Origin of the sequence: Turicibacter sp. H121, assembly GCF_001543345.1 — a bacterium.
Lineage (GTDB): Bacteria > Bacillota_I > Bacilli_A > MOL361 > Turicibacteraceae > Turicibacter > Turicibacter bilis.
This window is the reverse complement of sequence record NZ_CP013476.1, coordinates 1590986-1614947: the sequence shown is the minus strand read 5'-3', so window position 1 is coordinate 1614947 and position 23962 is coordinate 1590986. Positions and strand designations below refer to the sequence as shown.

The 23962-nt window shown below is 33.4% G+C and carries 19 protein-coding genes, 1 tRNA gene and 1 pseudogene; all 21 read right to left on the bottom strand.

Translation table 11 applies throughout. The features are described 5' to 3' along the window. Positions 1-200: 200 nt before the first annotated feature. Positions 201-431 carry a preprotein translocase subunit SecG gene (secG, locus tag AT726_RS07765; protein WP_055241961.1) on the bottom strand — a complete coding sequence of 77 codons (231 nt, stop codon included), beginning with the start codon at positions 429-431 and terminating at the stop codon, positions 201-203. A gap of 52 nt (positions 432-483) precedes the next feature. Continuing rightward, a complete protein-coding gene (locus AT726_RS07760; protein ID WP_068759333.1) occupies positions 484-1074 on the bottom strand; it encodes a sodium:calcium antiporter in 591 nt (196 codons plus the stop codon). A gap of 20 nt (positions 1075-1094) precedes the next feature. Next, positions 1095-2366, bottom strand: a complete 1272-nt coding sequence (locus tag AT726_RS07755) for an ISL3 family transposase (RefSeq protein WP_068759332.1) — start codon at positions 2364-2366, stop codon at positions 1095-1097. Positions 2367-2451: 85 nt separating this feature from the next. After that, a complete protein-coding gene (locus AT726_RS07750) occupies positions 2452-2850 on the bottom strand; it encodes a hypothetical protein (RefSeq protein WP_068759331.1) in 399 nt (132 codons plus the stop codon). Positions 2851-2966: 116 nt separating this feature from the next. Beyond that, positions 2967-4070 carry an AI-2E family transporter gene (locus AT726_RS07745; RefSeq protein WP_055241965.1) on the bottom strand — a complete coding sequence of 368 codons (1104 nt, stop codon included), beginning with the start codon at positions 4068-4070 and terminating at the stop codon, positions 2967-2969. 338 nt (positions 4071-4408) lie between these two features. Further along, entirely contained in the window at positions 4409-5698 is a 1290-nt protein-coding gene (eno, locus tag AT726_RS07740) for a phosphopyruvate hydratase (protein ID WP_006785196.1), read from the bottom strand. A 268-nt stretch (positions 5699-5966) separates the two neighbouring features. Further along, positions 5967-6040: transfer RNA gene (locus tag AT726_RS07735), tRNA-Thr, on the bottom strand. A gap of 740 nt (positions 6041-6780) precedes the next feature. Beyond that, positions 6781-8322: a 2,3-bisphosphoglycerate-independent phosphoglycerate mutase gene (gene gpmI, locus AT726_RS07730; RefSeq protein ID WP_055276022.1), complete on the bottom strand. Its 1542-nt coding sequence runs from the start codon at positions 8320-8322 to the stop codon at positions 6781-6783. Positions 8323-8569: 247 nt separating this feature from the next. After that, on the bottom strand, positions 8570-9529 hold the full coding sequence (gene whiA / locus AT726_RS07725) for a DNA-binding protein WhiA (RefSeq protein ID WP_055276020.1): 960 nt from the start codon (positions 9527-9529) through the stop codon (positions 8570-8572). A 4-nt stretch (positions 9530-9533) separates the two neighbouring features. Then, positions 9534-10513, bottom strand: a pseudogene (locus AT726_RS07720) (gluconeogenesis factor YvcK family protein). 11 nt (positions 10514-10524) lie between these two features. Further along, complete coding sequence (rapZ, locus tag AT726_RS07715; protein ID WP_055276016.1) at positions 10525-11394, bottom strand: RNase adapter RapZ; 870 nt, start codon at positions 11392-11394, stop codon at positions 10525-10527. A 31-nt stretch (positions 11395-11425) separates the two neighbouring features. Continuing rightward, positions 11426-11899 carry an NUDIX domain-containing protein gene (locus AT726_RS07710; protein ID WP_055241975.1) on the bottom strand — a complete coding sequence of 158 codons (474 nt, stop codon included), beginning with the start codon at positions 11897-11899 and terminating at the stop codon, positions 11426-11428. Between the two features lie 174 nt (positions 11900-12073). Beyond that, on the bottom strand, positions 12074-12901 hold the full coding sequence (locus AT726_RS07705; RefSeq protein ID WP_055304830.1) for a putative manganese transporter: 828 nt from the start codon (positions 12899-12901) through the stop codon (positions 12074-12076). Between the two features lie 157 nt (positions 12902-13058). Next, positions 13059-13988: a thioredoxin-disulfide reductase gene (trxB, locus tag AT726_RS07700; protein WP_055241979.1), complete on the bottom strand. Its 930-nt coding sequence runs from the start codon at positions 13986-13988 to the stop codon at positions 13059-13061. A gap of 1 nt (position 13989) precedes the next feature. Next, positions 13990-14637 (bottom strand): pyrophosphatase PpaX, encoded by a 648-nt coding sequence (gene ppaX, locus AT726_RS07695; protein ID WP_068759330.1) that lies wholly within the window; start codon positions 14635-14637, stop codon positions 13990-13992. 47 nt (positions 14638-14684) lie between these two features. Then, complete coding sequence (gene lgt, locus AT726_RS07690) at positions 14685-15551, bottom strand: prolipoprotein diacylglyceryl transferase (RefSeq protein WP_055241983.1); 867 nt, start codon at positions 15549-15551, stop codon at positions 14685-14687. 58 nt (positions 15552-15609) lie between these two features. Next, positions 15610-16548: an HPr(Ser) kinase/phosphatase gene (hprK, locus tag AT726_RS07685; protein WP_055241985.1), complete on the bottom strand. Its 939-nt coding sequence runs from the start codon at positions 16546-16548 to the stop codon at positions 15610-15612. Between the two features lie 90 nt (positions 16549-16638). After that, a complete protein-coding gene (locus tag AT726_RS07680; RefSeq protein WP_055241987.1) occupies positions 16639-17178 on the bottom strand; it encodes a phage holin family protein in 540 nt (179 codons plus the stop codon). Positions 17179-17643: 465 nt separating this feature from the next. Then, positions 17644-18681, bottom strand: coding sequence for a 3D domain-containing protein (locus AT726_RS07675; RefSeq protein WP_237252705.1), 1038 nt, complete (start codon positions 18679-18681; stop codon positions 17644-17646). Between the two features lie 526 nt (positions 18682-19207). Beyond that, the gene (gene uvrA, locus AT726_RS07670) at positions 19208-22042 is read right to left on the bottom strand and encodes an excinuclease ABC subunit UvrA (RefSeq protein ID WP_055276000.1); all 2835 of its coding nucleotides are present in this window, start codon (positions 22040-22042) and stop codon (positions 19208-19210) included. 25 nt (positions 22043-22067) lie between these two features. Then, positions 22068-23948 (bottom strand): sensor histidine kinase, encoded by a 1881-nt coding sequence (locus tag AT726_RS07665; protein WP_068759329.1) that lies wholly within the window; start codon positions 23946-23948, stop codon positions 22068-22070. Positions 23949-23962: the final 14 nt, after the last annotated feature.

The following is a 23962-nucleotide window of genomic DNA, read 5'->3' as shown; positions in this document are numbered from 1 at the left end:
TAAAATCATTCTGATATAGGGAATTAAATGTAGGCTAAGATCATAGAAATATTAAATCAAAACAATAAAGAACGGCTGAATGATCATCATTTAAACGCTCCTCAAATATACCTTTTATATCTCTTAGACCCTACATAACCTTTATTAAAAATAGACTAAAAATAAAAAAACTCATATTCTAATTGAATATGAGTCATCTATTACTTCATAAAAATAATTAACCCTAAGATTAAGAAAATCACTGAACAGATATATGTCGCACGAACAATATAAGCTTCTGCTCCACGTTCTTTTTGATTTTTAAACAATTCACTATTGCCACCAGAAAGAGAATCACTTAACCCTTGTTTAGAACTTTGTAAGGCTACTAAAATAATTAGGATTACAGAGACAATCATAAATAAAACATCTACAACACCGTATTGAAACATCCTAAACCCTCCTTAGACTATAACAAAACTGTACCATATCCTACATACAATTTCAACCATTATTTAAGGATGCGACAATATAATAGAAATATATTCCAACAATCATTAAAGAAGGTAAAGCGTATAAAATTAAATTCTTAACTTCTTTTCTGACAAGCATATAAGTTAAAATAATCGACTCACTTAATCCAACAATCACAAGTAATGTATTAGAAGTATCCGCAATTTCAAAAATACTCCCCGATAAGTAGAATAAATCAGTCAAAGCAATAATAGCGAAATTAAATAAATTACTTCCTACAATATTCCCAACTGCTAAATCATAATTCTTTAAACGAATTAGACTAATCAAGCTTGTCATTTCCGGCAAGGATGTTGCAACTCCTAAGAACATCGCTCCAATAAACGAGGATCCAATTCCCGTTGATTGAGCAATTTTATCTGTTGTAATAGAAATGAACAGACTCGAAAATACAAGAACGATAGCCCAAAAAATAAATTGAAAAATCAATAGAGGTAAAGAACAACATGATTGATCACAGCTACTATTAGCGTCTTCTTCATCTGAGATTAATCTTAAATTAATATAATATAAGATACCGATAAAGATGGATGAAATACCTACATGACCAATGCGCCCCATCGTCAAACTATAAAAAAGGCTCAACACCAAAATTGGTTCTTGACACTTAATTCATCTATAAAAAATCGTTCATTACATTCCAACAAGATTCTATTCTCATAGATCGTTCGATTCGGAAGAAAATAACTTCTTCGAATTAATGTTTTAATTTTATTATTTCGTCCTTCTACTGAACCATTTGTGTAACGACACTTATGGTAATTAGAAATTTCTTCTGTCCAATTTTCAAAAGGTTTAAGTGCTTCAGTTAATTCAGGAATATTTAGGGCTTTAGCTCGAGCAATCCATTGAATTAAACGTCTATAAGAATTTGTTTCATCACTTAATTCATACCAATTAATCAGTGATTCTTTAATGGCATACACTTCCGTCAGTTCTTTTGAATAGCTTAGAAGTTTTCCTAATTTTCGTTCTTCTTTCTCGCTCAAAGAATCATATCGTTTACCGATAAGGTTTTTATTTCGTTTCAAATATTTACGACTTTCCGGTGTTAGCGATAAACTAATCCGTCTTCTCACAGCCTGTAAGGCATCTGTTAGATAACGATTCACATGAAATCGGTCAGCAATTCGGATAGCATCAGGAAAAACTTCAGCAACAAACTTGTGATAAGAACGTGCTAAATCCATCACAACAGCGTAGGGTTTCAACTCTTTGAGTTGCTTCATTAAGACTTGATTTTGAATTAACGTTTGATAAGTTCTTCCCATAACTAATGTTAACAGGTTACCATTTCTTAGGTCATGAAATCCTGTATTATAAGTATGACCTTTTCGAATCGCAAAATCATCAATGCCTAATATGAGCCGAGTTGATCCTTGAGCAGCAGCGATCACTTTTCTTTGAATAGACGGAATTAAATGAGCAAGATGTTGCTTAATGAAGCGTTCACCAGTTGAGTAAGGGACCTTAAACGTATCTGTTAATTGTTTAACAGTGGTACCGACTAACGGTTTAGAAAGTTCACGTTTATAATCGTTTGTATAGCGAGTTTTCCCTGTCAAAAATGCATATTGATAGGTAAAAGAAACTTCACACTGTTTACAGAAAAGACGCTTCATCGGAATCAATAAAATGGTTTCACGATTGAAACAACGTAAATGTCTAACTTGACGTAGTTTTTGACGGCTACCTTTACAAATAACAAATGCTTGAGTATGGCAACAAGGACAAGGTTGTTTACTCTTTGTTGGACACAGGCTTAAAACTAAAACATTATCTTCTGAAATATAATAGTTACTGACTGTAACATCTTGTAATTGAATTAAATCATTGATATGATGTAAGTGCATCTAAAATCTCCTAACTTTAGTTTGGTCGCACTTACTAAAGTACAAGATTTTAGATGTTTTTTTATAGGTAAATATAAGCATTTATTTAGTCAAGCACCATTTCTGGTGAAGACTCATAAAAACTAAATAAAATAATGAGGTAAATAACCGTACTAATAATATTTGTTTTTGTATTCGATTTTCCAGTATGATTAAATAGCATAGCTTTTATAAAAAACAAATTCCCAACTGCTAAGATAAAAATATTAAATGCATTACTTCCTAAAATATTACCAAATGCTAAATCGGGATTATTTAACATCGTTGTGGAGGAAATACTAGTAATTAACTCAGGAAGCGATGTCACCCCTGCTAATAAAATTCCACCTATTAACGCCCCACCCATTTTTGTTTGTTTATCCAACTCATCCACACAGGATGAGATGCGAATGGATGATACAACAACTATGATTGATAAAACTAAGTATTGTAATAATACTCCCATATAACAGATCCCCCTACTACAACTATAATCCTTTTAATGTCTTTAAACTGTATGATAAGGATTCTGACGATATGTAGCCTTCTCATTTATTCTAAATACTCGACAAAAAAAGTTCGCTATACGCGAACTTTTTGCTTCCATTCCTTTAACGCTTCAAATGAATAACGACAAACAATCTTTAAAATTCCTGCAATCGGGATAATAAAAATCATTCCAACGACTCCAAAAATTTGTCCTCCAATAATAATAAGTGTTAATAAGATAATTGGATGGAAATCAATAGATTTTGAAAAGACAAAGGGTTTAATAAAATTCCCTTCAATAAAATTCAAGGCCATCACTCCAAGAACAACATAAACAGGTGTCCAAACTGAAACCATTAATCCAAAGATAGCAGCTGGAATCGTTCCAATAATTTGACCGACATAAGGGATAATATTCAAAAAACCGATTAATGTTCCAAATACGATGGCATTATCTAATCCTATAATTGAAAAATAAATCGAAGCAATGATTGATAAGGCTAATGAAACTAACAATGTCCCAGAAACATAGCCTTTAACTACTTCTTCTGATTCTTTTAATACTTCAAAAACTTTATTCCATTTCTGCTTAATTAAAAAAATCTTAATCTGATCTCGAATCTCATAAAAATTCTTTAAAATATAATATAAAACAACTGGAACTAAAAAAATCATTCCTAGTACTAAGGTAAAACTACTACTAAATGAAGATATCCAATTCCCCATCTGATTTAAGACCTTAGAAAAAATTTCAAATAATTGAGAGTTTTGAGAAAAGAGTTTGCTAAAATCGTACTCATAAAGATTCATATAATCAAATTGCCACGTATCAAGTAATGTCTGAACCTTTTCCATTAATGCTGGAATTCGATTCATCACCTCTTGAGTGTTAACCACTAAATAAGGAATGAGACTAAAAATAGCATAGATAATTGCACCAATAATTGAAATAAATGTAATCAAGATCGAATAAGAACGTTTAATTTTTAACCGGCAAAAGAAATCAACGAGTGGATTTAATAGATAGGCAAAACAAATTGCAATTAAAAATGGGCAAATAATCATATTCAACATTGAAAAAACAGGTTTAAGAATTGGGAAAATTAATTTAATAATATGGATAACGACTAGTACACCAATCAAAATAATTAAATAATTAATCCATTTATAATTTAAAGATTCATGTGATGGTTTCATCAGACTCCCCCTTGTTTTAACTATGACTAGTTTATCATACTCTAAATATAATTGTATTATTTTGGATAAAAAATAAGAATATATTTTAAGATAGAACTTCATATATATCTATGAGGTGAAATCTATGTCGCATTTCTAGGATTAACCTTAGCTATCAAAAACTCCGGTACTAAGACATCCATCATACAGATCGATAATAATAGCAGTCAATTTTTTATACTTTCCAAAAATAATTACCTATTATCTAAGACAATAAGATACTTTTATACATAAAAAAACCTCTCTTCGTCGGAGGAAGAGAGGTTTTGATAGAGTCATTCTCTTAAAAAATAATTAAATTATTTTTTTAAGTTGTAGAATGATTTAACTCCGTTGTAAACAGCTTGTTGTCCTAATTCGTCTTCGATACGTAATAATTGGTTGTATTTTGCAATACGGTCTGTACGAGACATAGAACCTGTTTTAATTTGTCCAGCGTTTGTAGCAACTGCGATGTCAGCGATTGTAGCATCTTCAGTTTCTCCAGAACGGTGAGATACAACTGCAGTGTATCCAGCTTTCTTAGCCATTTCAATAGCTTCGAAAGTTTCAGTTAATGTACCGATTTGGTTAACTTTGATTAAGATAGAGTTTGCAACGTTTTTCTCGATACCTTCAGCTAAACGCTCAGTGTTAGTTACGAAGAAATCGTCTCCAACTAATTGCACTTTATCTCCGATTTTCTTAGTTAAGTAATCCCATCCAGCCCAGTCGTCTTGGTCTAAACCGTCTTCGATTGAGATGATTGGATATTTTTCGCATAATTCAGCGTAGAAGTCACATAATTCTTCAGATGTGAATACTTTTCCACCTTCACCAGCTAAAACGTATTTTCCATCTTTGTAGAACTCAGAAGAAGCAACGTCCATAGCGATCATAACGTCTTTACCTGGAACATATCCAGCTTTTTCGATAGCTTCTAAGATAACTTTGATAGCAGCTTCATTTGATTCTAAGTTTGGAGCGAATCCACCCTCATCACCAACTGCAGTGTTTAATCCCATACCGTGTAATACTGATTTTAATGCATGGAATACTTCAGCTCCCATACGGATAGCTTCTTTGAATGTTGGAGCTCCAACTGGCATGATCATGAACTCTTGGAAGTCGATGTTGTTGTCAGCGTGCTCTCCACCGTTGATGATGTTCATCATTGGAGTTGGTAATTCTTTAGAGTTGAATCCACCTAAGTAACGGTATAATGGTAATCCAACGAAATCAGCAGCAGCATGAGCAACAGCCATAGATACACCTAAGATTGCGTTAGCTCCTAATTTTCCTTTGTTTTTAGTTCCATCTAATGCGATCATTAAACGGTCGATTCCACATTGGTCAGTAACATCCATACCAACTAATTCAGGAGCGATGATGTCGTTAACGTTTTTAACAGCGTTTAAAACACCTTTTCCTAAGTAACGAGATTTATCTCCATCACGTAATTCAACTGCTTCGTAGATTCCTGTAGAAGCTCCAGATGGTACTAAAGCACGTCCGAATGATCCACTTTCAGTTGTTACTTCTACTTCAACAGTAGGATTTCCGCGAGAATCTAATACTTCGCGAGCATATACATCAACAATATAAGGCATGTATGACATCTCCTTCTTTTCTAAAATTTTCACACTTCTTATTATAATACATTTTTTTGCATATTAAAGACATTTTTACTTTGTAAACGCTATTTTTTTTATAAATTAAACCAATCTAATCTATTCCAAATAACGTTCACATCAGTGATTATGAAAACGAATGTTTTATTTATATGCCGTGAATAATATGAACTAAATAAGCAACTTTTATGCTTCAAATTAAAAAAATAAAAAAATCCAGCATACGCTGGACTCAATTATTCTAAAATGGTGCCGAGTGCGAGAATCGAACTCGCGACGACGCATTACCATTGCGTTATTTTACCACTAAACTAACTTGGCTTTTTACAATTACATTTTAACACATTTTACCTATTTTTAAAATAAAAATACTACTTTAACTTAAAATAACTGGCTCTCTTAAATCAAAAGATTAAGATTAAATCATTTAAAGTGCTAGCATAATGAAAGAAACAACTTATTAAATTAGATATCTCATCGGTAAAAACATTTTTCTTATTAGGAAAAATAGCTAATAAATTAAGGAAGGCTCTTATTTAACTCCTATAAACGATGTATAATGTCTTTAACACCTAGTCTTTATTTGATTATGAAGGTAATCAACTGCAGATACGATTCAACTCGACGCTAATATTATTACTTATAAAGACTTAAACGATTTAGAAGTCCTCTACGATTAGTTTGATGGAGAGGTTCGTAAAGAAGAACTTTTTTATAAAGAGATTAGTTACGGATGAAGTCTTATAAATCTTTAAAGAGCTTTATCCCCTTTCCAAATTAAAAAATGAAAATGATTAATCACTATAATAACTCAGATGAGTGATAAATATATACTAACAATAAAAGGCCTTATTTTTAAAAAATTACAAATTAAGGTTCTGTTTTAAAAGAGTGTTGATATTTCTTTAAAACATACTAATTTACTTAGATCATTGTTCGGTAACTACAAGATACAGTAGTTAATATCAATGTTTTTAAATATCAACATTTGTCTAAAACACAGGATAAATTAAAAAGGACGCTGCTCATTAGCAACGTCCTTTTATAACTTATTAAATCAATTATTTAATAATTGATTTTCCTGTCATTTCAACTGGTTGTTCTACACCTAATAACTGTAACATTGTAGGAGCTAAATCTCCTAAGTTTCCACCGTCGCGTAATTCGATTCCTTCTTTAGTTACGATTACTGGAACAGGATTAGATGTATGAGCTGTGTAAGCTCCACCATTTTCATCTTCTAATTTTTCAGCGTTTCCATGGTCAGCAGTGATGATTGCAACTCCACCTTTAGCGATGATTGCATCTACTACTTTACCTAAACACTCATCTACAGCTTCTAATGCTTTAACTGTTGCATCGAATACTCCAGTGTGTCCAACCATGTCTGGGTTAGCAAAGTTTAAAATGATTGTATCATGAATATCTTTGTTGATTTCAGCAACACAAGCGTCTGCTACTTCGTAAGCTGACATTTCAGGTTTTAAATCATAAGTTGCAACTTTTGGCGAGTTAATTAATACACGAGTTGCTCCTTCGATTTCTTTATCTACTCCACCGTCGAAGAAGAATGTTACGTGAGCGTATTTTTCAGTTTCAGCGATACGTAATTGTTTTAATCCGTTTGCTGAGATAACTTCTCCGTAAGTATTAGCTAAATCTTGTAATCCAAAGACAACCGGTCCTTTAACAGCATCTCCGTAAGACATCATTGAGATGAAGTAAACATCTTTAGGTCCTTTAGATGGATCTAATGCTGGCTTACCTTCTTTAGCATAGTTCGCTACGTTTTCTGGATTTGATAAAGCGATTGCGATTTGTTGTGCACGGTCAGGACGGAAGTTAGCGAAGATTACTGTATCTCCATCTTGAATTAATCCGTTTGCATCAACAACAAATGGAACAACGAATTCATCTAAGATATCGTTTTTGTAAGAAGCTTCAACACCAGCTTTAGCTGATTCGAATTTTTCACCTGTTCCTTGAGTCATTGCATCGTAAGCTAATTGAGTACGATCATAGTTTTTATCGCGGTCCATTGAATAGTAACGTCCTGAAACAGTTGCTACTTTTCCAATTCCGATTTCAGCTAATTTAGCTTCTAAAGCTTCTACGTATTCTAAAGCTGATTTTGGAGCAGTGTCACGCCCATCTAAGAATGCATGTACATAAACTTCTTTTGCACCTTGAGCTTTTGCAGCTTCAACTAATGCATAGATATGTTCATTGTGAGAATGAATTCCACCTGGAGATAATAATCCCATCACGTGAACTTTTTTATCATTTTCTAATGCATGCTTGCATCCTTCAGCGATAACTGGATCATTCTTTAACTCACCGTTTTTAACTGCTAAGTTAATGCGAGTTAATGATTGATAAACAATACGTCCAGCACCTAAGTTTAAGTGACCTACTTCTGAGTTACCCATTTGTCCTTCTGGTAATCCAACACCTAATCCAGACGCCTCTAATGTATTATGAGGGTATGTATTGAATAAACGATCTAAGTTTGGCATTTTAGCTGCTTTAACTGCATTTCCAGCTGTTTCATCGCGTAAACCAAAACCGTCTAAAATAATTAATGCTACAGGTTTTTTAGTCATAATGTTACCTCCTTCATCTTATCTAATTTATAGTATACTAAACTTTAATTCACAAGTACAAGATTATCACTAATGTAAGCGGTTGTTATTTTTGTGCAAAATCATCTTTAGTATGAGCGAATTATATTATTATATGCAGTTATCATTGTATATAATAAAAACCTTATCCATAATTAAATATTACAAATAAGGCTTAATCCTCTGTTTCTAAGTTGAAACGATTAATAAGAATCATCTCGCTTTAGTTTTAATTTTCTTCTGAACGTTTTTGTTGATTTTCACGAATTTCCTCAGCCATTTCTGATAATTTACGCATACGGTGATTGATCCCTGACTTAGTCAACTTCATCCCGCGTTCCGTAGCAATTTCACTCAAATAACTTAAGTTTTCCTCAGGAAACTCTAATCGCAAATTGGCGACATACTGCAAACGTTCTGGTAACGAATTTATTCCATAAACAAGGTCAATTAGTTCAATATTATCAATTTGACGCTGAGCAGCTGCAATGGTTTTAGTTTCATTCGCAATTTCACAATTATTGAGACGATTCTCTGAATTACGAATATCTCTAAAAATTCGAACATCTTCAAAGTTTAACACTGCATTATACGCTTCAATTGCACGTAAGAAATCACTAATTTTTTCTGCTTCTTTAATATAAGTGATGTATCCTTTTTTACGTTGCAACACACGCGCATTCAAATCAAACACATTTAACAAGTCTTTCAAATCCTCTGCATGCTCTTCATCTAGTGTAAAAATTTCAAAATGGTATGAAGACGTTTCAGGATTATTAACAGAACCACCTGCTAAAAAAGCTCCACGCATATACGCTCGCTTACAACAATCATACTCAATTAAATTTTTAGCAATGCCTAAAACAAATCCCGTATCAGACATAATTCCTAATTCAGTTGCAATGTCACGAGCATTTTTCTTAATGCGAATAATATAAACATTATTCTTCTTAAGTTGCATCTTCTTTCTCGATAATAAGTCAACCTCAGTATCAAATAATTGCTTAATTAATTGTAACGTTCGACGTGCAATAGCTGCATTTTCTGTTGCGAAATCAAGAACTAAACCTTTATTTGATAATGAAATAACTCCATTCATTCGAATAAGGGCTGATAATTCTGCTTTCGCACAACAATCGTCTGACTGGATTTGAACTAATTCTTTTTTCGTTTCAGAAGCGAATGACATTGTATCACCCCTCCCTTTTTTCCTCTATATCTAATAATAACGAAAAGATAGTCGCTGCTACTTTTTTCGTATTATGACGAACTTCACCTACATTATTGTAAGAAACTAAACGACTTTTAATAACTTCAATATTCATTTTATGTAATTTTTTTTCATCTATTAAAACGACATCAGAATGTTGATCACAATAACGCTCATAAGTTTCATCATCAATTTCTTCATCATTCACAATGATTTTATCAATAAATGCATGTCCTGCATGCTCATGAAGTGCAAGCACATGATCAGATGCACTATATCCTGTCGTTTCTCCAGGCTGAGTCATGATATTACAACAATACACGCATTCTGCGGATGTTTTTACAAGTGCTTCCGAAATTTCAACTAGTAACAAGTTTGGAATAATACTCGTATATAAACTTCCTGGTCCTAATAAGACTAAATCGGCTTCCATAATAGCCTCCACAGCCTCATCAAGAGCTCTTGCATCTTCTTTTGTATAATAAACGCGTTTAATTTTTTTTTCGATTGTAGGAATGAGCGATTCGCCTTGAATGATTGTACCATCATCATACTCGGCACACAAGCACAATGGAGTGTTACATACTGGTAACACACGCCCTCTAACTTTTAAAACCTCACTTAATTTTTGAATAGCCGAAGCAAAATCTCCTGTAATATTCGTCATCGCTGCAATTAATAGGTTTCCAGTTGGATGCCCTGCTAAATCTGTCTCTCCCGTAAAACGATACTGAAATAACTCTTGTACAAGCGGTTCAACTTCAGATAAAGCAACTAAAACATTTCGAATATCTCCTGGGGGGGAACATCAAAATCAGTTCTTAAACTACCCGAACTTCCTCCATCATCCGCTACTGTTACAATTGCGGTTATATCGATAGGGTATCTTTTTAATCCTCTTAAAATAGTTGATAAACCGGTTCCTCCACCAATGACCGCTACTTTTAAATCATATTCTGCCATACTTATTCCCCCTACTTTTTATGCGCACGGTGAATATCGCGGTGTGTTGCATTTGTTTTATAATCATTTTCAAATGCATGTGATAAATATTCCGCAATTGCTACCGAACGATGTTGTCCTCCTGTACATCCTATTCCAATAATCACTTGCGACTTCCCTTCAGCTTTATACTTAGGAATTAAAAATTGTAACAAATCAATTAGCTTGGCTAAAAACGTCGTTGTTTCCTCAAAGCTCATAACATATTCATAAACACTTTCATCTAACCCTGTTTGTGGACGCATTGATTCAATATAAAATGGATTCGGTAAGAATCGAACATCGAACATAATATCCGTGTCAATTGGTGTTCCGTGTTTAAATCCAAATGACATGAAAGTCACACTGAAATAATCATTATCAATATTTCCATACTTTGTAATAATTTGTTGTTTTAAATCTTTAGCTGCTACTCCTGTTGTATCAATCTTGAAATCTGAAATATCTAAGATCGGCTTTAATAATTCTCGTTCAGTATGAATACCATCTAATAAATTTGTATCACGTGATAATGGGTGTGTGCGTCTTGTTTCTTTATAACGCTTGACTAAAGTTGCATCATCAGCATCTAAATATAAAACATGAACATTAACAAAATGACTATCTTGTAAAAAGTATAACATCTCATCAATGGAATCAAAATCTAATGATCTTAAATCAATAACCACAGCTAAATTAACGTCATGCTCACTTGTTCCCATAATCAAATCAGTTAACTTAGGTAACAATTTAGGTGGAAAATTATCAATACAATGATATCCAACATCTTCTAGACTATTTAATACAACACTTTTTCCAGCGCCACTCATTCCAGTTACAATTAATAAATTAATCTTTTTCATCTAGATATACCCTTTCCTCTATTGAAAATATTTAAATCGCTGCTTCTACCGTAACATCATAACTTGATATAATTTTAATTAAATCATACGAAGGTGTGTAAAATTGTGTTGATACCATCGGCCCATTATGACTAATTAAATGCTTAATAATGAAACGATCACCTTCAAACATCGGTAACTCATCAATTTTATCAATATCGTGCCACTCTAACGTTCCCTCACGATTTACCTTATTCAACACGCCAGTTGCATCTGTTCCTTTAATCGTATACAACATCCATTCTTTTTGATTAGATTCTTCTTCAACAACAACTGTTGTCACAGCCCCTAGCTCCACATTCTGTAACTTTAATCCTGTCTCTTCAAAAAATTCACGGCAACCTGTCTGAAGCACATTTTCACTAAACTCAGCTTTTCCACCTGGTAAAAACCACTTTTGTCGACTTTGTTTAAATAAAAGAAGTATCTTATCATCTTTCAATAATAAACTATTTGCTACACGCATCGTTTCACCCTCTTTCATTATGAATATTATAACATATAAATAAGAAAATAGAAAAAATGATAGTGGACTCAATTGAATGGTATACTTCTCTGTACTATTTACATGTGATTAGAAAAATAATCATACTAAAACAACTATACATTATATGTTAAAATTAATACAATGATTATTCTTTTAACTCAATATCACTAAACAATTTAATATCACTCCAATAACCACACTCAATACGTATAACACGCAAACAATCTTTAAATTTTCCGAGATCGGTCTATTTTCCTTAAATAAAACTAATAAACCTGCTCCTGCCCCTGTACAGAGTCCCGCGACAACTGCTCCAAAACTAATCATCCCTTCAAGGTAAAGCTGCGTAATCAAGATAGATGAAACACAATTAGGAACTAAACCAATAGCTGCTGAAATAAAAGGTTGCCATTTATATGCTCTCAACAACCACTGCTCAAGCACATTCTCTCCAATAACCCAAATAACTACATTCATCAAACAAGTCATAATAAATAAAAAGACAACTACTTTTAATGAACGACGGATCGCACTCATAACTATATTAGATTCATGACAATCACATGCCTTTGAACACTTTAATAAGCTATACGTATTTCTCTTCGGTTTGACATCAAAAACTTTATCCACAAAGCTACCAATCAAAATAGCATAAATAATCTTTACCACTAACAATAAAATAATAAACGCCCCTTGATCCCGATACGTTAACATTAGCGGAATGGCCTCATCAGAAGTTGAAATAAAAACGGATAATAACGTTCCAAGCGTAATGCTCCCAGCTGCATATAAACTTGAAGCGGCTACTGAAGCCCCACATTGAGGAATACATCCACCAATAGCTCCAAGTACCGGACCAAGACGATGATTTTTTAAATACGTTGTTCGTTGATTTCCCATAAATTCAAAAACAACATAAACTATAACCAATAACGGCCATATTTTTAGCGCATCGATGAATGCATCCAATACAAATTCCACTTTATCACTCCTCTTTATCAAAAAATAAAAAAGAAAACTTAGTAATCAAATGAATAGTGATTATAAGTTTTCTTTTTATTACTTTTATTAATTTCTTAATATAAAGGATACATTTAATTTTGCGATGTGTTTGTTAGTTATTAATAATCTCTAATTACTATCGAAGATTTGTTTCAATATATTTGAAAGCAGATTGAGCTGCAATTGCACCGTCATTAACAGCAGTTACTACTTGGCGAAGTTCTTTACTAATAACATCTCCCGCTGCAAATACTCCAGGAACAGGCGTCATCATTGCATGATCAACTGTGATATATCCAGCCTCATCTGTTACTTCTAATTCTTTAATCATATCTGTAATTGGATCTAATCCAATATAAATGAAGGCACCCTCTGCTTCAATATCAGAAACTTCATCTGTTTTAACATTCTTAACTTTTACTGCTCCTAATTTCCCATTCGTTTCTTCAAATGACTCAACAACTGAATCCCAAACAAATTCAATCTTATCATCAGCAAAAGCACGCTCTTGTAAGATTTTTTGAGCACGTAATTCATCACGACGGTGGATAACTGTTACCTTCTCTACTAATCCAGCTAAATAAATAGCTTCTTCAACAGCCGAATCTCCCCCACCAATCACAACAACTTTTTTCCCACGGAAGAATGCTCCATCACAGACAGCACACCAAGAAATTCCACGTCCAGATAACTCACTTTCACCTGGGACATTTAATAAGCGATGTTTTGTTCCTGTTGCAACGATAATTGTTTTCGCACGAACTGTATGGTCACCACAATCAATAATTTTTGTTCCGTCCTCAGCAACTGTAACATTTTCTACATTTCCATATGCATATTCTGCCCCTGCCGCTTGAGCATGTTCAAACATTTTCATCGATAAATCTGGACCCGAAATTTTTTCAAATCCTGTATAGTTTTCAATCTCAAATGTATTCACCATTTGGCCACCTGGTGCTCCACGTTCAATCATCACAACAGATAAACTAGCACGAGCTGCATAAATAGCTGCTGTCATTCCTGCAGGACCAGCGCCGATAATCGCTAAATCATAAATCTTTTCCATTCTAAACACCTTCCTTTTTCACAACATTTAGTAAGTCTTTTGCTTCATTTATTATATAAGTAGGATTATAGGTTTTCAAATAATCTGCACCTCGCATCGCCCACCCAACTGCAACACTTTTAACTCCTGCGTGGTTCGCACATTCAATATCATGTGAATTATCGCCAACCATCAAACATTCATCTCGATTTAAATGATAATATTTTAAAACTGTTTCAATCGGTTCAGGATGTGGTTTTGGATGAAGAATATCGTCAGATGAAACAATTAAATCAAAGTAATCAAACATCTTCAGGCATTTTAATCCTTTAAGCGTCATATCACGCTTCTTTGAGGTGACGATGACTAATCTTAATCCTAATCCTTTTAAAGCCTGTAGCATTTCAATAATACCTGGAAAGACTTCAATCATCTCATCATGATTATTTTGATAATATTTACGATAACATTCAACAAACTTTTCTGGATTTTCTGGACAATATTTTTCACCTGTCTGTTGAAGCGTTGGACCAATACAATCGATAATCTCATCATCACTCAACGTGCGATCAGAAAGGAGTTCCTCAAACGCTTGGCGAAAAGAATTAAAAATAAGATTATTCGTATTTAATATCGTTCCATCTAAATCAAACAAAATAGCTTTTAGCATTTGTTCCTCCTCGATTATTAATCTCTATCTTATCATATTTTATTTTTCTACTCTTTATGACTGTTTTTCACATAGAAACTTTGATATGTTATTAAGTTCTTCTTAGCAAGGCGTCTATATATGACAAGAATCAGAACTAATACAATAGTTGTAATTGAAATAAATTGGGCCATACGAATTGATTCTGTTAACATTAGGCTGTCAGTACGCATCCCTTCAACCATATATCGTCCAATGGAATACCAGACCGCATAAAAAGCTGCAATTTCTCCCACTAATAATTTCGGTAACTTTCTTAAAACAAAGACAATAAATAAGAATCCGACCATATTCCATAACGATTCATATAAGAAGGTTGGATGATAATAGGCTTCATTAATATACATATTATTTACAATAAAATCTGGAATAAACAAAGATTGTAAAAATTCACGTTGAGCATCTAAGGTAGCCCCAGGAACAACACCACCATGTGCCTCTTGATTCATAAAGTTTCCCCAGCGACCAATTGCTTGTGCAATGATAAAGCTAACTGAAGCAATATCTGCCACTAGCCAAAAAGAAACTTTACGTTTTTTACAGAAGAAATATCCAAAGATAAAGGCTGCAATAATGGCTCCATGAATCGCAATTCCACCTTGCCAAATCTTAATAATATCTTCTGGATGTGACGAATAGTAATCCCAGCTAAAAGCAACATAATAAATTCGTGCTCCTATAATAGAAATAGGTAACCCGTAAGTAACCAAATCATAAAAGAATTCTGAGTTAATTCCCATTTTCTTTCCTTCTCTAATAGCTAAGAAAAGACCTAAAGCTACGCCGGACATAATGAATACGGCATACCAGTAAATTGTTATTGGCCCTAGTTGTAAAAACACACGATTTAAAGGTTCAATCGTTGAATGATCCACACCTATCTCCTCCATTTTTAATTAGTTTAAAAGTGAGGCTCCTATGTCCTCACCTGAACTAACTATTACTCTTGGTTTGTATATATTGATTTAATTGATTTGTAAATGCTTCTGCTGCGTTATACCCCATGACTTTTAAGCGATGATTCATTGCTGCTACTTCAATTAATGAAGCAATTGAACGTCCTGGGCGTACTGGAATTGTAATCTTTGTAATATCAGTATTAAACAGACGTGTTGTTTCATCTGATAATCCAATACGATTATAGATTTTCTCGTTATTCCAGTCCTCTAATTCAATCATTAATGTTACACGCTTTTTATGACGGTAAGCACGAGCTCCAAACATTTCTACAACATTAATAATCCCAATCCCACGTACTTCGATGAATTGTTGTAATAACTCTGGGGCTCGTCCAACAACAAGTCCTGGCTCTTTCTCAAAGATATCTACACGGTCATCAGCAATTAATTGATGTCCACGATGAATTAATTCTAAAGCTGTCTCACTCTTCCCGATACTACTTTTTCCTGTAATTAATACCCCAATCCCATTTACATCGACTAATACACCATGTACTGATTCAATTGGAGATAAAGCTTCTTCTAAATAGTTTGAGATTGCTGTGAATAATACTGTTGTTTCCTTCTCACTTCGTAATAAAGGAACTTTCGTTTGTTCTGATAGTTCAATCATCTCTTGCGGGATCTCAAAGTTTTTAGAAAAGATAATAACTGGCGTTTCATCTGTAAACAATACACGAGCTCGTTCACGACGAACCTCACTCTCTAGTGATTGAAGATATAACCACTCCTTTGTCCCAATAATTTGAACACGACGTTTAGCACTATCTCGGAAGTACTCAACAACACCTGTTAACTCCATCCCAGGACGAGATAACATTTGTTCTGTGATTGGACGATCTAACGAAAGATTTTCCGTTACAACCTCTAATTTTAATTCTTGTACTAAATCCTGAACTGTTACTACATTCATAACTTATTCACCACCAAAATTTGATTACATGTCTAATGACTATTAGAGAATTCCGTCTAATCATAACATGTGTTGATAATTCATGTGTGACTAGATATTAATTTTTAAAGAATCTTCCTTTAAAATATAGTGATTAATTCCCATTCGTAACAATGAAATAAAGACTGAAGCTAAAATAGCTAGCCCAAAAGAATTAATCTCAAATGAAGGTCCCATTAAATAATCTGCAACCCAGAGTAAAAATCCATTCACCACAACATAAAATAGTCCAAAGGTCATGATGGTTAATGGTAAAGTTAAAATGACAATAATCGGCTTTAAAATAATATTTAAAACGGTCATAACTATCGCTGTATTTAAGGCATCCCAAAAACTAGCAATATAAAACCCTTGAAACCATCCACTCGTTACCATTAAAACTAATGTATAAACAATTAGATTAATGCCAATTGACCTCATATCAAAACAGCCAACCTGTTTTGTATAAATAACTTGGGGTTGCTTTATATCTTCAGGACCCTTTTGTTTTTGACTATTACTTTGCTTAGCATTTCCATCTAAAAGATTTTCAATCACTTCTTGTTCATCAATTATTTCATGATTTGAATTTAGATCCTTCTTTTGATCCATGCTACACCCTCCTCAATCTAGCCAACTCTATTGTATCATAAGTCAACTCTATCACAACATTTTTAGTAATTGTTGTAAATTGAATTCATATTTAAGGATTTCATTAATATGAATTATTCACTCAATATTTTGGTAACTATATAGAAATAGAAATGTATTTTATAATTCTACACTAGCCTTAGTTAGTGAATTACTTTAATACAAAAGCATCCTATAGTCCAGATAAAAGTTTTTATGATCTGAAAAACTTATCTGGACTTATATATATAAAAAAGCCCGCTAACTTTAACCGATCGTCGTTAAAGTCAGCGGACTTTTTCAGAATATTTACGAAAACACGTATTCACCTTTTATAGCTTCAGCTAATGACCTAAATTATTGATTGTCGTAAGAACTTTCACTAACTGTCCATCCCTCTATAAGCATATAAAATTTAAACGGCTACTACGCTCCGTAAACGAAAGATTACCAGCCCAATCTGAGGACTTTAGTTTGTTTGTACTTTCGGCCAAAATCCCATGGATTTGTGTTGACCAGTAAATCTAAATCATTTCCAGTAATGGCACTTCCGCGATCTAAAACAATCGCTTTACCAATACCATCAATATCTACAATTGTGCCACATGGATAATCTTGTCCAGCGGCAACAATACGAACTGAACCATATGTACTATCATTATAGTAAATGGTTGAGCTAATATCTGGGTATGGTTTACACGCAACTCGTGTTCCACATCCTGCACAGTTTGTATCATATGCAGTCATATTAGCAACGAAAGATGTAATTGGACCCGTTCCAATTGCAATCGTTTTAGTTTGACCTTCGTCAACTACATTCGCCTTTACTTCAGTTTCTTCGACCTGTTCTCCATTCTTATAAACCTTTTCGATGACGTGTTCGACTACTTTTGGCGAACCTTCATTCCATACTTCTTGTTCCCCTTGTGGAATGTCGTCTGTGTAAACATACTCTGTATCTAAATTTATTTCTTCAAACACTGATTCGTATGCTTTTTCTACACGTGTAATTTCAATCTCCATATCTCCTTCAACTAAAGAAGTTTTAGCGACTGAAATCTCATCATTTGAACTTAGTTCAATACTACGTTGTTTTAATACATCGTCTACTGTTGATTCTGTTGTCATGACTAAAGTTTTGATTCCGCCATCATTAATAACTACGGATTGTGCACGATTAATCTCGATGTCCATTCCATCGTAGACTTGATCGTCAAAACTTACATTCATATCATCGAAATTTCCAACTCTTATTCCTTGCTCTTTAAGCAAGCCATCCACCGTTTGCTGATATGTGGTGAATGTATTCAGCTCTCCATTATCATTGATGTTTACTTCCTTCAAGTTGGATTGCATGACAGCGTAGATTCCAACTACAATTACGCATAATGACATAATAAATGCAATTAGATCTCGTTTCATCTCATGCGCCTGTTGCCTAAAATAACTACCATACCATTCATATGGGGGTGAGCCTTTTAGCAACAGTTCACCTCCTTCTTTACGTCCGATAAACAAGCAAGTAATCTTTCTAGAGTGAGCTTACGACGTGCTTATCATAGCACGTGGGCAAAAAGAAGGTCAACCGCCAAGCCAGTCTAAAGTTCAGTTTAATACATTTTTTATACATAAAGAACATATTTTTAAGGCAAAAAAACACAATTTGTTCGTTTTTCGCTATTTTCCCTTATTTTGTTAAACAAGTTTGTCAAATCAAGAAAAAACTAGATCCTTCTATTAGCTCTATATTATGGTATTAAAACATATATCCTTATACAATGAAAATCTCCCAAATTATATGGATTACTTGTTCAAGATATAATTAAATATTCAAGCTTTTATACATTGATAAATGATTGATATCAATCCCGTCATAATTAAAGTATGAATACAGAATAACTATAGAAGCAGTAACATTTGTTACAATATAAAAAATGACTACCCCTATCTAGTAATTGAGTATTTCTATAAACTAATAAAAACCCTATCTATTTAATAGATAGGGTTTTTATTAGTTCATCTGACGCTTTCGATCGCGAGTTAAAATTTTATTTAAATACTTTCCTGTATAAGAACCTTCTACATTAGCAACTTCCTCAGGTGTTCCCTTCGCAACAATTGTTCCTCCGCGTGTTCCACCTTCAGGTCCTAAATCAATAATATAATCTGCCATTTTAATCACATCTAAATTATGCTCAATAATGATGATTGTTGCTCCTTCTTCAACCATACGATTTAGAACTTTTAACAATCGTTTAACATCTTCAATATGTAAACCAGTCGTTGGCTCATCTAAAATATAAACAGTTTTATCCGTAATACGTCGATGTAATTCTGAAGCTAATTTAACACGCTGTGCCTCTCCTCCAGATAGCGTTGACGCTGGTTGACCTAATTTTAAATACCCAAGCCCTACATCACATAATGTTTTTAATTTACGTGCAATTTTAGGGTGATGTTCAAAGAATTCATAAGCATCTTCCACGGTCATGTCTAAAACATCCGCAATATTTTTACCACGATATGTCACCATTAATGTTTCGCGATTATATCGCTTTCCATGACAAACTTCGCACGGAACATAGACATCCGGTAAGAAGTGCATTTCAATCTTTAACACCCCATCTCCTCGACAAGACTCACAACGTCCACCTTTAACATTAAACGAAAATCGACCTTTTTGATACCCACGAACCTTCGCTTCATTTGTTGAAGCAAATAAATCTCGAATATCATCAAACACACCAGTATATGTGGCAGGATTTGAACGTGGTGTACGACCAATTGGTGATTGGTCAATATCGATAATTTTCTCAATATACTCCATTCCCTTTAACTCTTTATGTTGTCCTGGCTTATCTTTTGTACGATAAAGTTTCGAAGCAATTGAACGATATAAAATATCATTAATCAACGTTGATTTCCCCGAACCTGAAACTCCAGTTACAACATTCATCACACCCATTGGAATAGATAAATTCACATTCTTTAAGTTATTTTCTTTAGCTCCCTTAACTTCAATAAAGTTACCATTTCCTTTTCGTCGTTCTTTCGGTAAGTAGATTTGTTTCTTTCCACTTAAATATTGACCAGTAATCGAGTTTTCATTTTGCATCACTTCTTCTGGTGTTCCTTGTGCCACAATTTGACCACCATGTATACCAGCACCCGGGCCAATATCAATTAAATAATCGCAAGCCATCATCGTATCCTCATCATGCTCCACAACAATCAATGTATTTCCTAAATCTCGCATTGATTTAAGTGTTTCAATTAAGCGGTCATTATCACGTTGATGTAATCCAATTGAAGGTTCATCTAAAACATACAAGACACCTGATAAACGTGACCCAATTTGAGTAGCCAATCGGATACGCTGTGCTTCTCCACCTGAAAGCGAACCTGCCGAACGATTTAAGGTTAAGTAATCTAACCCTACATTAACTAAAAAACTTAGACGCTCTTTAATTTCCTTTAAGATTAAATTTGCAATTACTTTATCTTTTTCACTTAAATTTAAGTTTTCAATAAACTCTAATGCTTCTTGAATAGATAAATCAGTAAAATCATTAATATTCTTTCCATCAATCAAAACAGATAAAGCTTGTTCAGAAAGACGTTTTCCATGACATTTGTTACAGGTTAAATCGGACATAAAACCTTCAATCCATTCACGCATAAATGAAGAGCTTGTCTCCATATAACGTCTCTCTAAGTTGTTAATAACTCCTTCATACGTATCGACTTTTTCTTGTTTAATTCCACTTTCAGACTGTAGCTGAAAATGAATAGGTTCATTTGTTCCATATAAGATAATATTCTTCTCTTTATCTGTTAATTGCTCGAATGGTTTATCTAAATCAATACTATAATGTCGACAAACAGTATCTAATAATTTTCGACTATAATTCTCTTCTTTTTCCCATCCACGAATAGCACCCTGTGCAATTGATAGCTTTGGATCGGGAATTAATAAGTCGACATCAATTTTCTTTTGGACACCTAATCCACCACATTCAGAACAAGCCCCAAATGGTGAATTAAATGAAAACATACGTGGCTCTAACTCTCCAACTGAGAAATCGCAATATGGACAAGAAAAATGTTCACTAAAGATTAACTCTTCTTCACCAATTACATCAACTAGTACTTTTCCACTTCCAAGTTTTAAAGCTGTTTCAAGTGAATCAGCTATCCTTGCACTTGCATCTGGTTTTAATGCAATACGGTCAACGATTACTTCAATCGTATGCTTTTTGTTCTTATTTAAATTTATTTCCTCATCTAGATCGAGCATCTCACCATCGACTCGAACACGTACATATCCATCTTTCTTTAACTGCTCAAATACTTTGGCATGTGTTCCTTTTTTTCCAACAATCATTGGAGCTAAAATTTGCATACGTGTACGCTCAGGATATTGATACAAGCGATCAACCATCTGTTCAACTGATTGTGCCTGAATTTCAACCCCATGTACAGGACACACAGGCTTCCCTATTCGAGCAAATAATAAACGTAAGTAATCGTAAATTTCAGTTACAGTTCCAACCGTTGAACGTGGATTACGATTAGTTGTTTTTTGATCGATTGAAATGGCTGGAGATAATCCTTCAATCGAGTCGACATCTGGTTTCTCCATATTCCCTAAAAACTGACGGGCATAGGCTGATAAACTTTCTACATAACGTCGTTGCCCTTCCGCATAAATTGTTTCAAAAGCAAGTGATGACTTCCCTGAACCTGATAATCCTGTCAAAACAACTAATTGATTTCGTGGAATTTCAACATCAATATTTTTCAAGTTCTGTTCTCTTGCACCTTTCACGATAATTTTATCGTTCATTTTAATTCACCTCATGACTTCTGAGTTAAGATTCATCTTCTTCAGCTAAATATTTTGAAAATGGTAAAAATAATGTAAATGTCGATCCGACATCGACTACACTTTCTACTGTTAATCTCCCACCCATTGCTTCAGCTAAACGTTTAGAAATACTAAGCCCTAATCCTGTTCCTCCAAAACGTCTTGAAATCGTATTATTTTCCTGCGTAAATGCCTCAAAAATAGATTCTAACTTATGGGATGCAATTCCCTTACCTGTATCTTGAACTTTAATACTTAAATAAGCATCTGTTTCGTTTTGATAATCTAATTCAAAGCTAACTCTAATTTCTCCACTTTCAGTAAATTTAATCGCATTTGAAACTAGATTAATAATAATCTGCTTAATACGACCCTCATCACCATATAATTCATGAGGAATTTTTTCATCTACAATAAGATTAAAATCAATCCCTTTATTGGCCGCTTCAACAAGAAATAACTCTTCAACTTTATCAGCAGTTTGGAAAATATCAATCTTCTCAATACCTAATTTAACTTTCCCATCTTCAATCATTGAGAAATCTAATAACTCATTAACATGCCTTAACAATAAATCACTCGAGTATTCAATAATCTCTAATTGCTTTCTTTGTTTAGGTTGATCAATACTTAGCTTTAAAAGTTGAATGTATCCTTTTATTGCGTTTAATGGTGTCTTTAACTCATGTGAAACCTTAGCTAAAAAGAGAGTTTTAGCCTGGCTTGCTACAAGTGCACGCTTCCAAGCAAATTCTAATTCTTGGCTCTGTTTATCTTTTACATTTAATAACCGCTCATTTTCTAAATAATCATTTCGCACCATCAAAAATGAAGGTTTCCAAATTGAACTTAGATTACGTGGTACAGTGTAATCTCCTTCTCCACAACGTTTTACATACTCAATCAACAAATAACAAGGTCTAATAATGACCACAAATAAGATATAAGAAACAAGTAAAAATAAAAAAATCAATAGAATGGTACTAAATTCAAATAAACTAATCGTCTCTTCAAGGACTGACCCAGTTAAAGAGCGATTCAGTTGATAGTAAATCATTTTTACATTATTATTCTCAGAAATATACCGATTAATATAATATCCTTCATCTTTCAAAATTTGAGAAGCTTGCTCAAAATCTGCACTCTCTAACTTTTGCTGAATCTCAAAAGGGAGATTATTTTCATTATATAAATGATTACCTATATAGTACAAACTTCGAGTAAAACGCTCTTCTTGAGAAACGAATTGTTCTGATGTTAAAGTCTCGTAAGAAAAACGAATATATCCTAATATTTGATCGTTGTATTGTACTAGTTGATAGACTGACCAAGTAGTATTTTGACCATCTTCCTCATTTACAAGATATAAATTTTCGTCCATCTTAACTATATCTAATGTATTTAATTTTTGCTGTAACCTCTCCCTGTTACATTCATGACAATAGAATGGAATAAATTTAAAATCGATAATCTTATAATCTTCTCGATAAAGTTTCTTAGTTTGATCCAAGGTATCATTGATGATGTCTATTGTTTTTAAGTATGCAAGATAGAAGGCTCTATCTTCTTGTGGCGGCATTGAACCACCAGGTACAAACTCATCAATTAAACGTTCAATATCATCATTATTTAATGATTCAATCAACTGTAAGTTTTCTTTAAGAATCTTTAATAATTTATACTCTTCAGATTTTACTAATCGGATATATTCTCTAGTATTAGCATCCATTTCCATTCCAATACGATTTACATCTTGATCAATCTCAAAAAGTCGTTGAGAATAATTCTTTTCATAATTCAAATAAAAAGTTAAAGCAAACGAGAGTATTACAACACAAAATATAGTCCAAAACATCATGGTTAAACGCCAAAATAATCTTTTCATTTCATCCTCTTCCC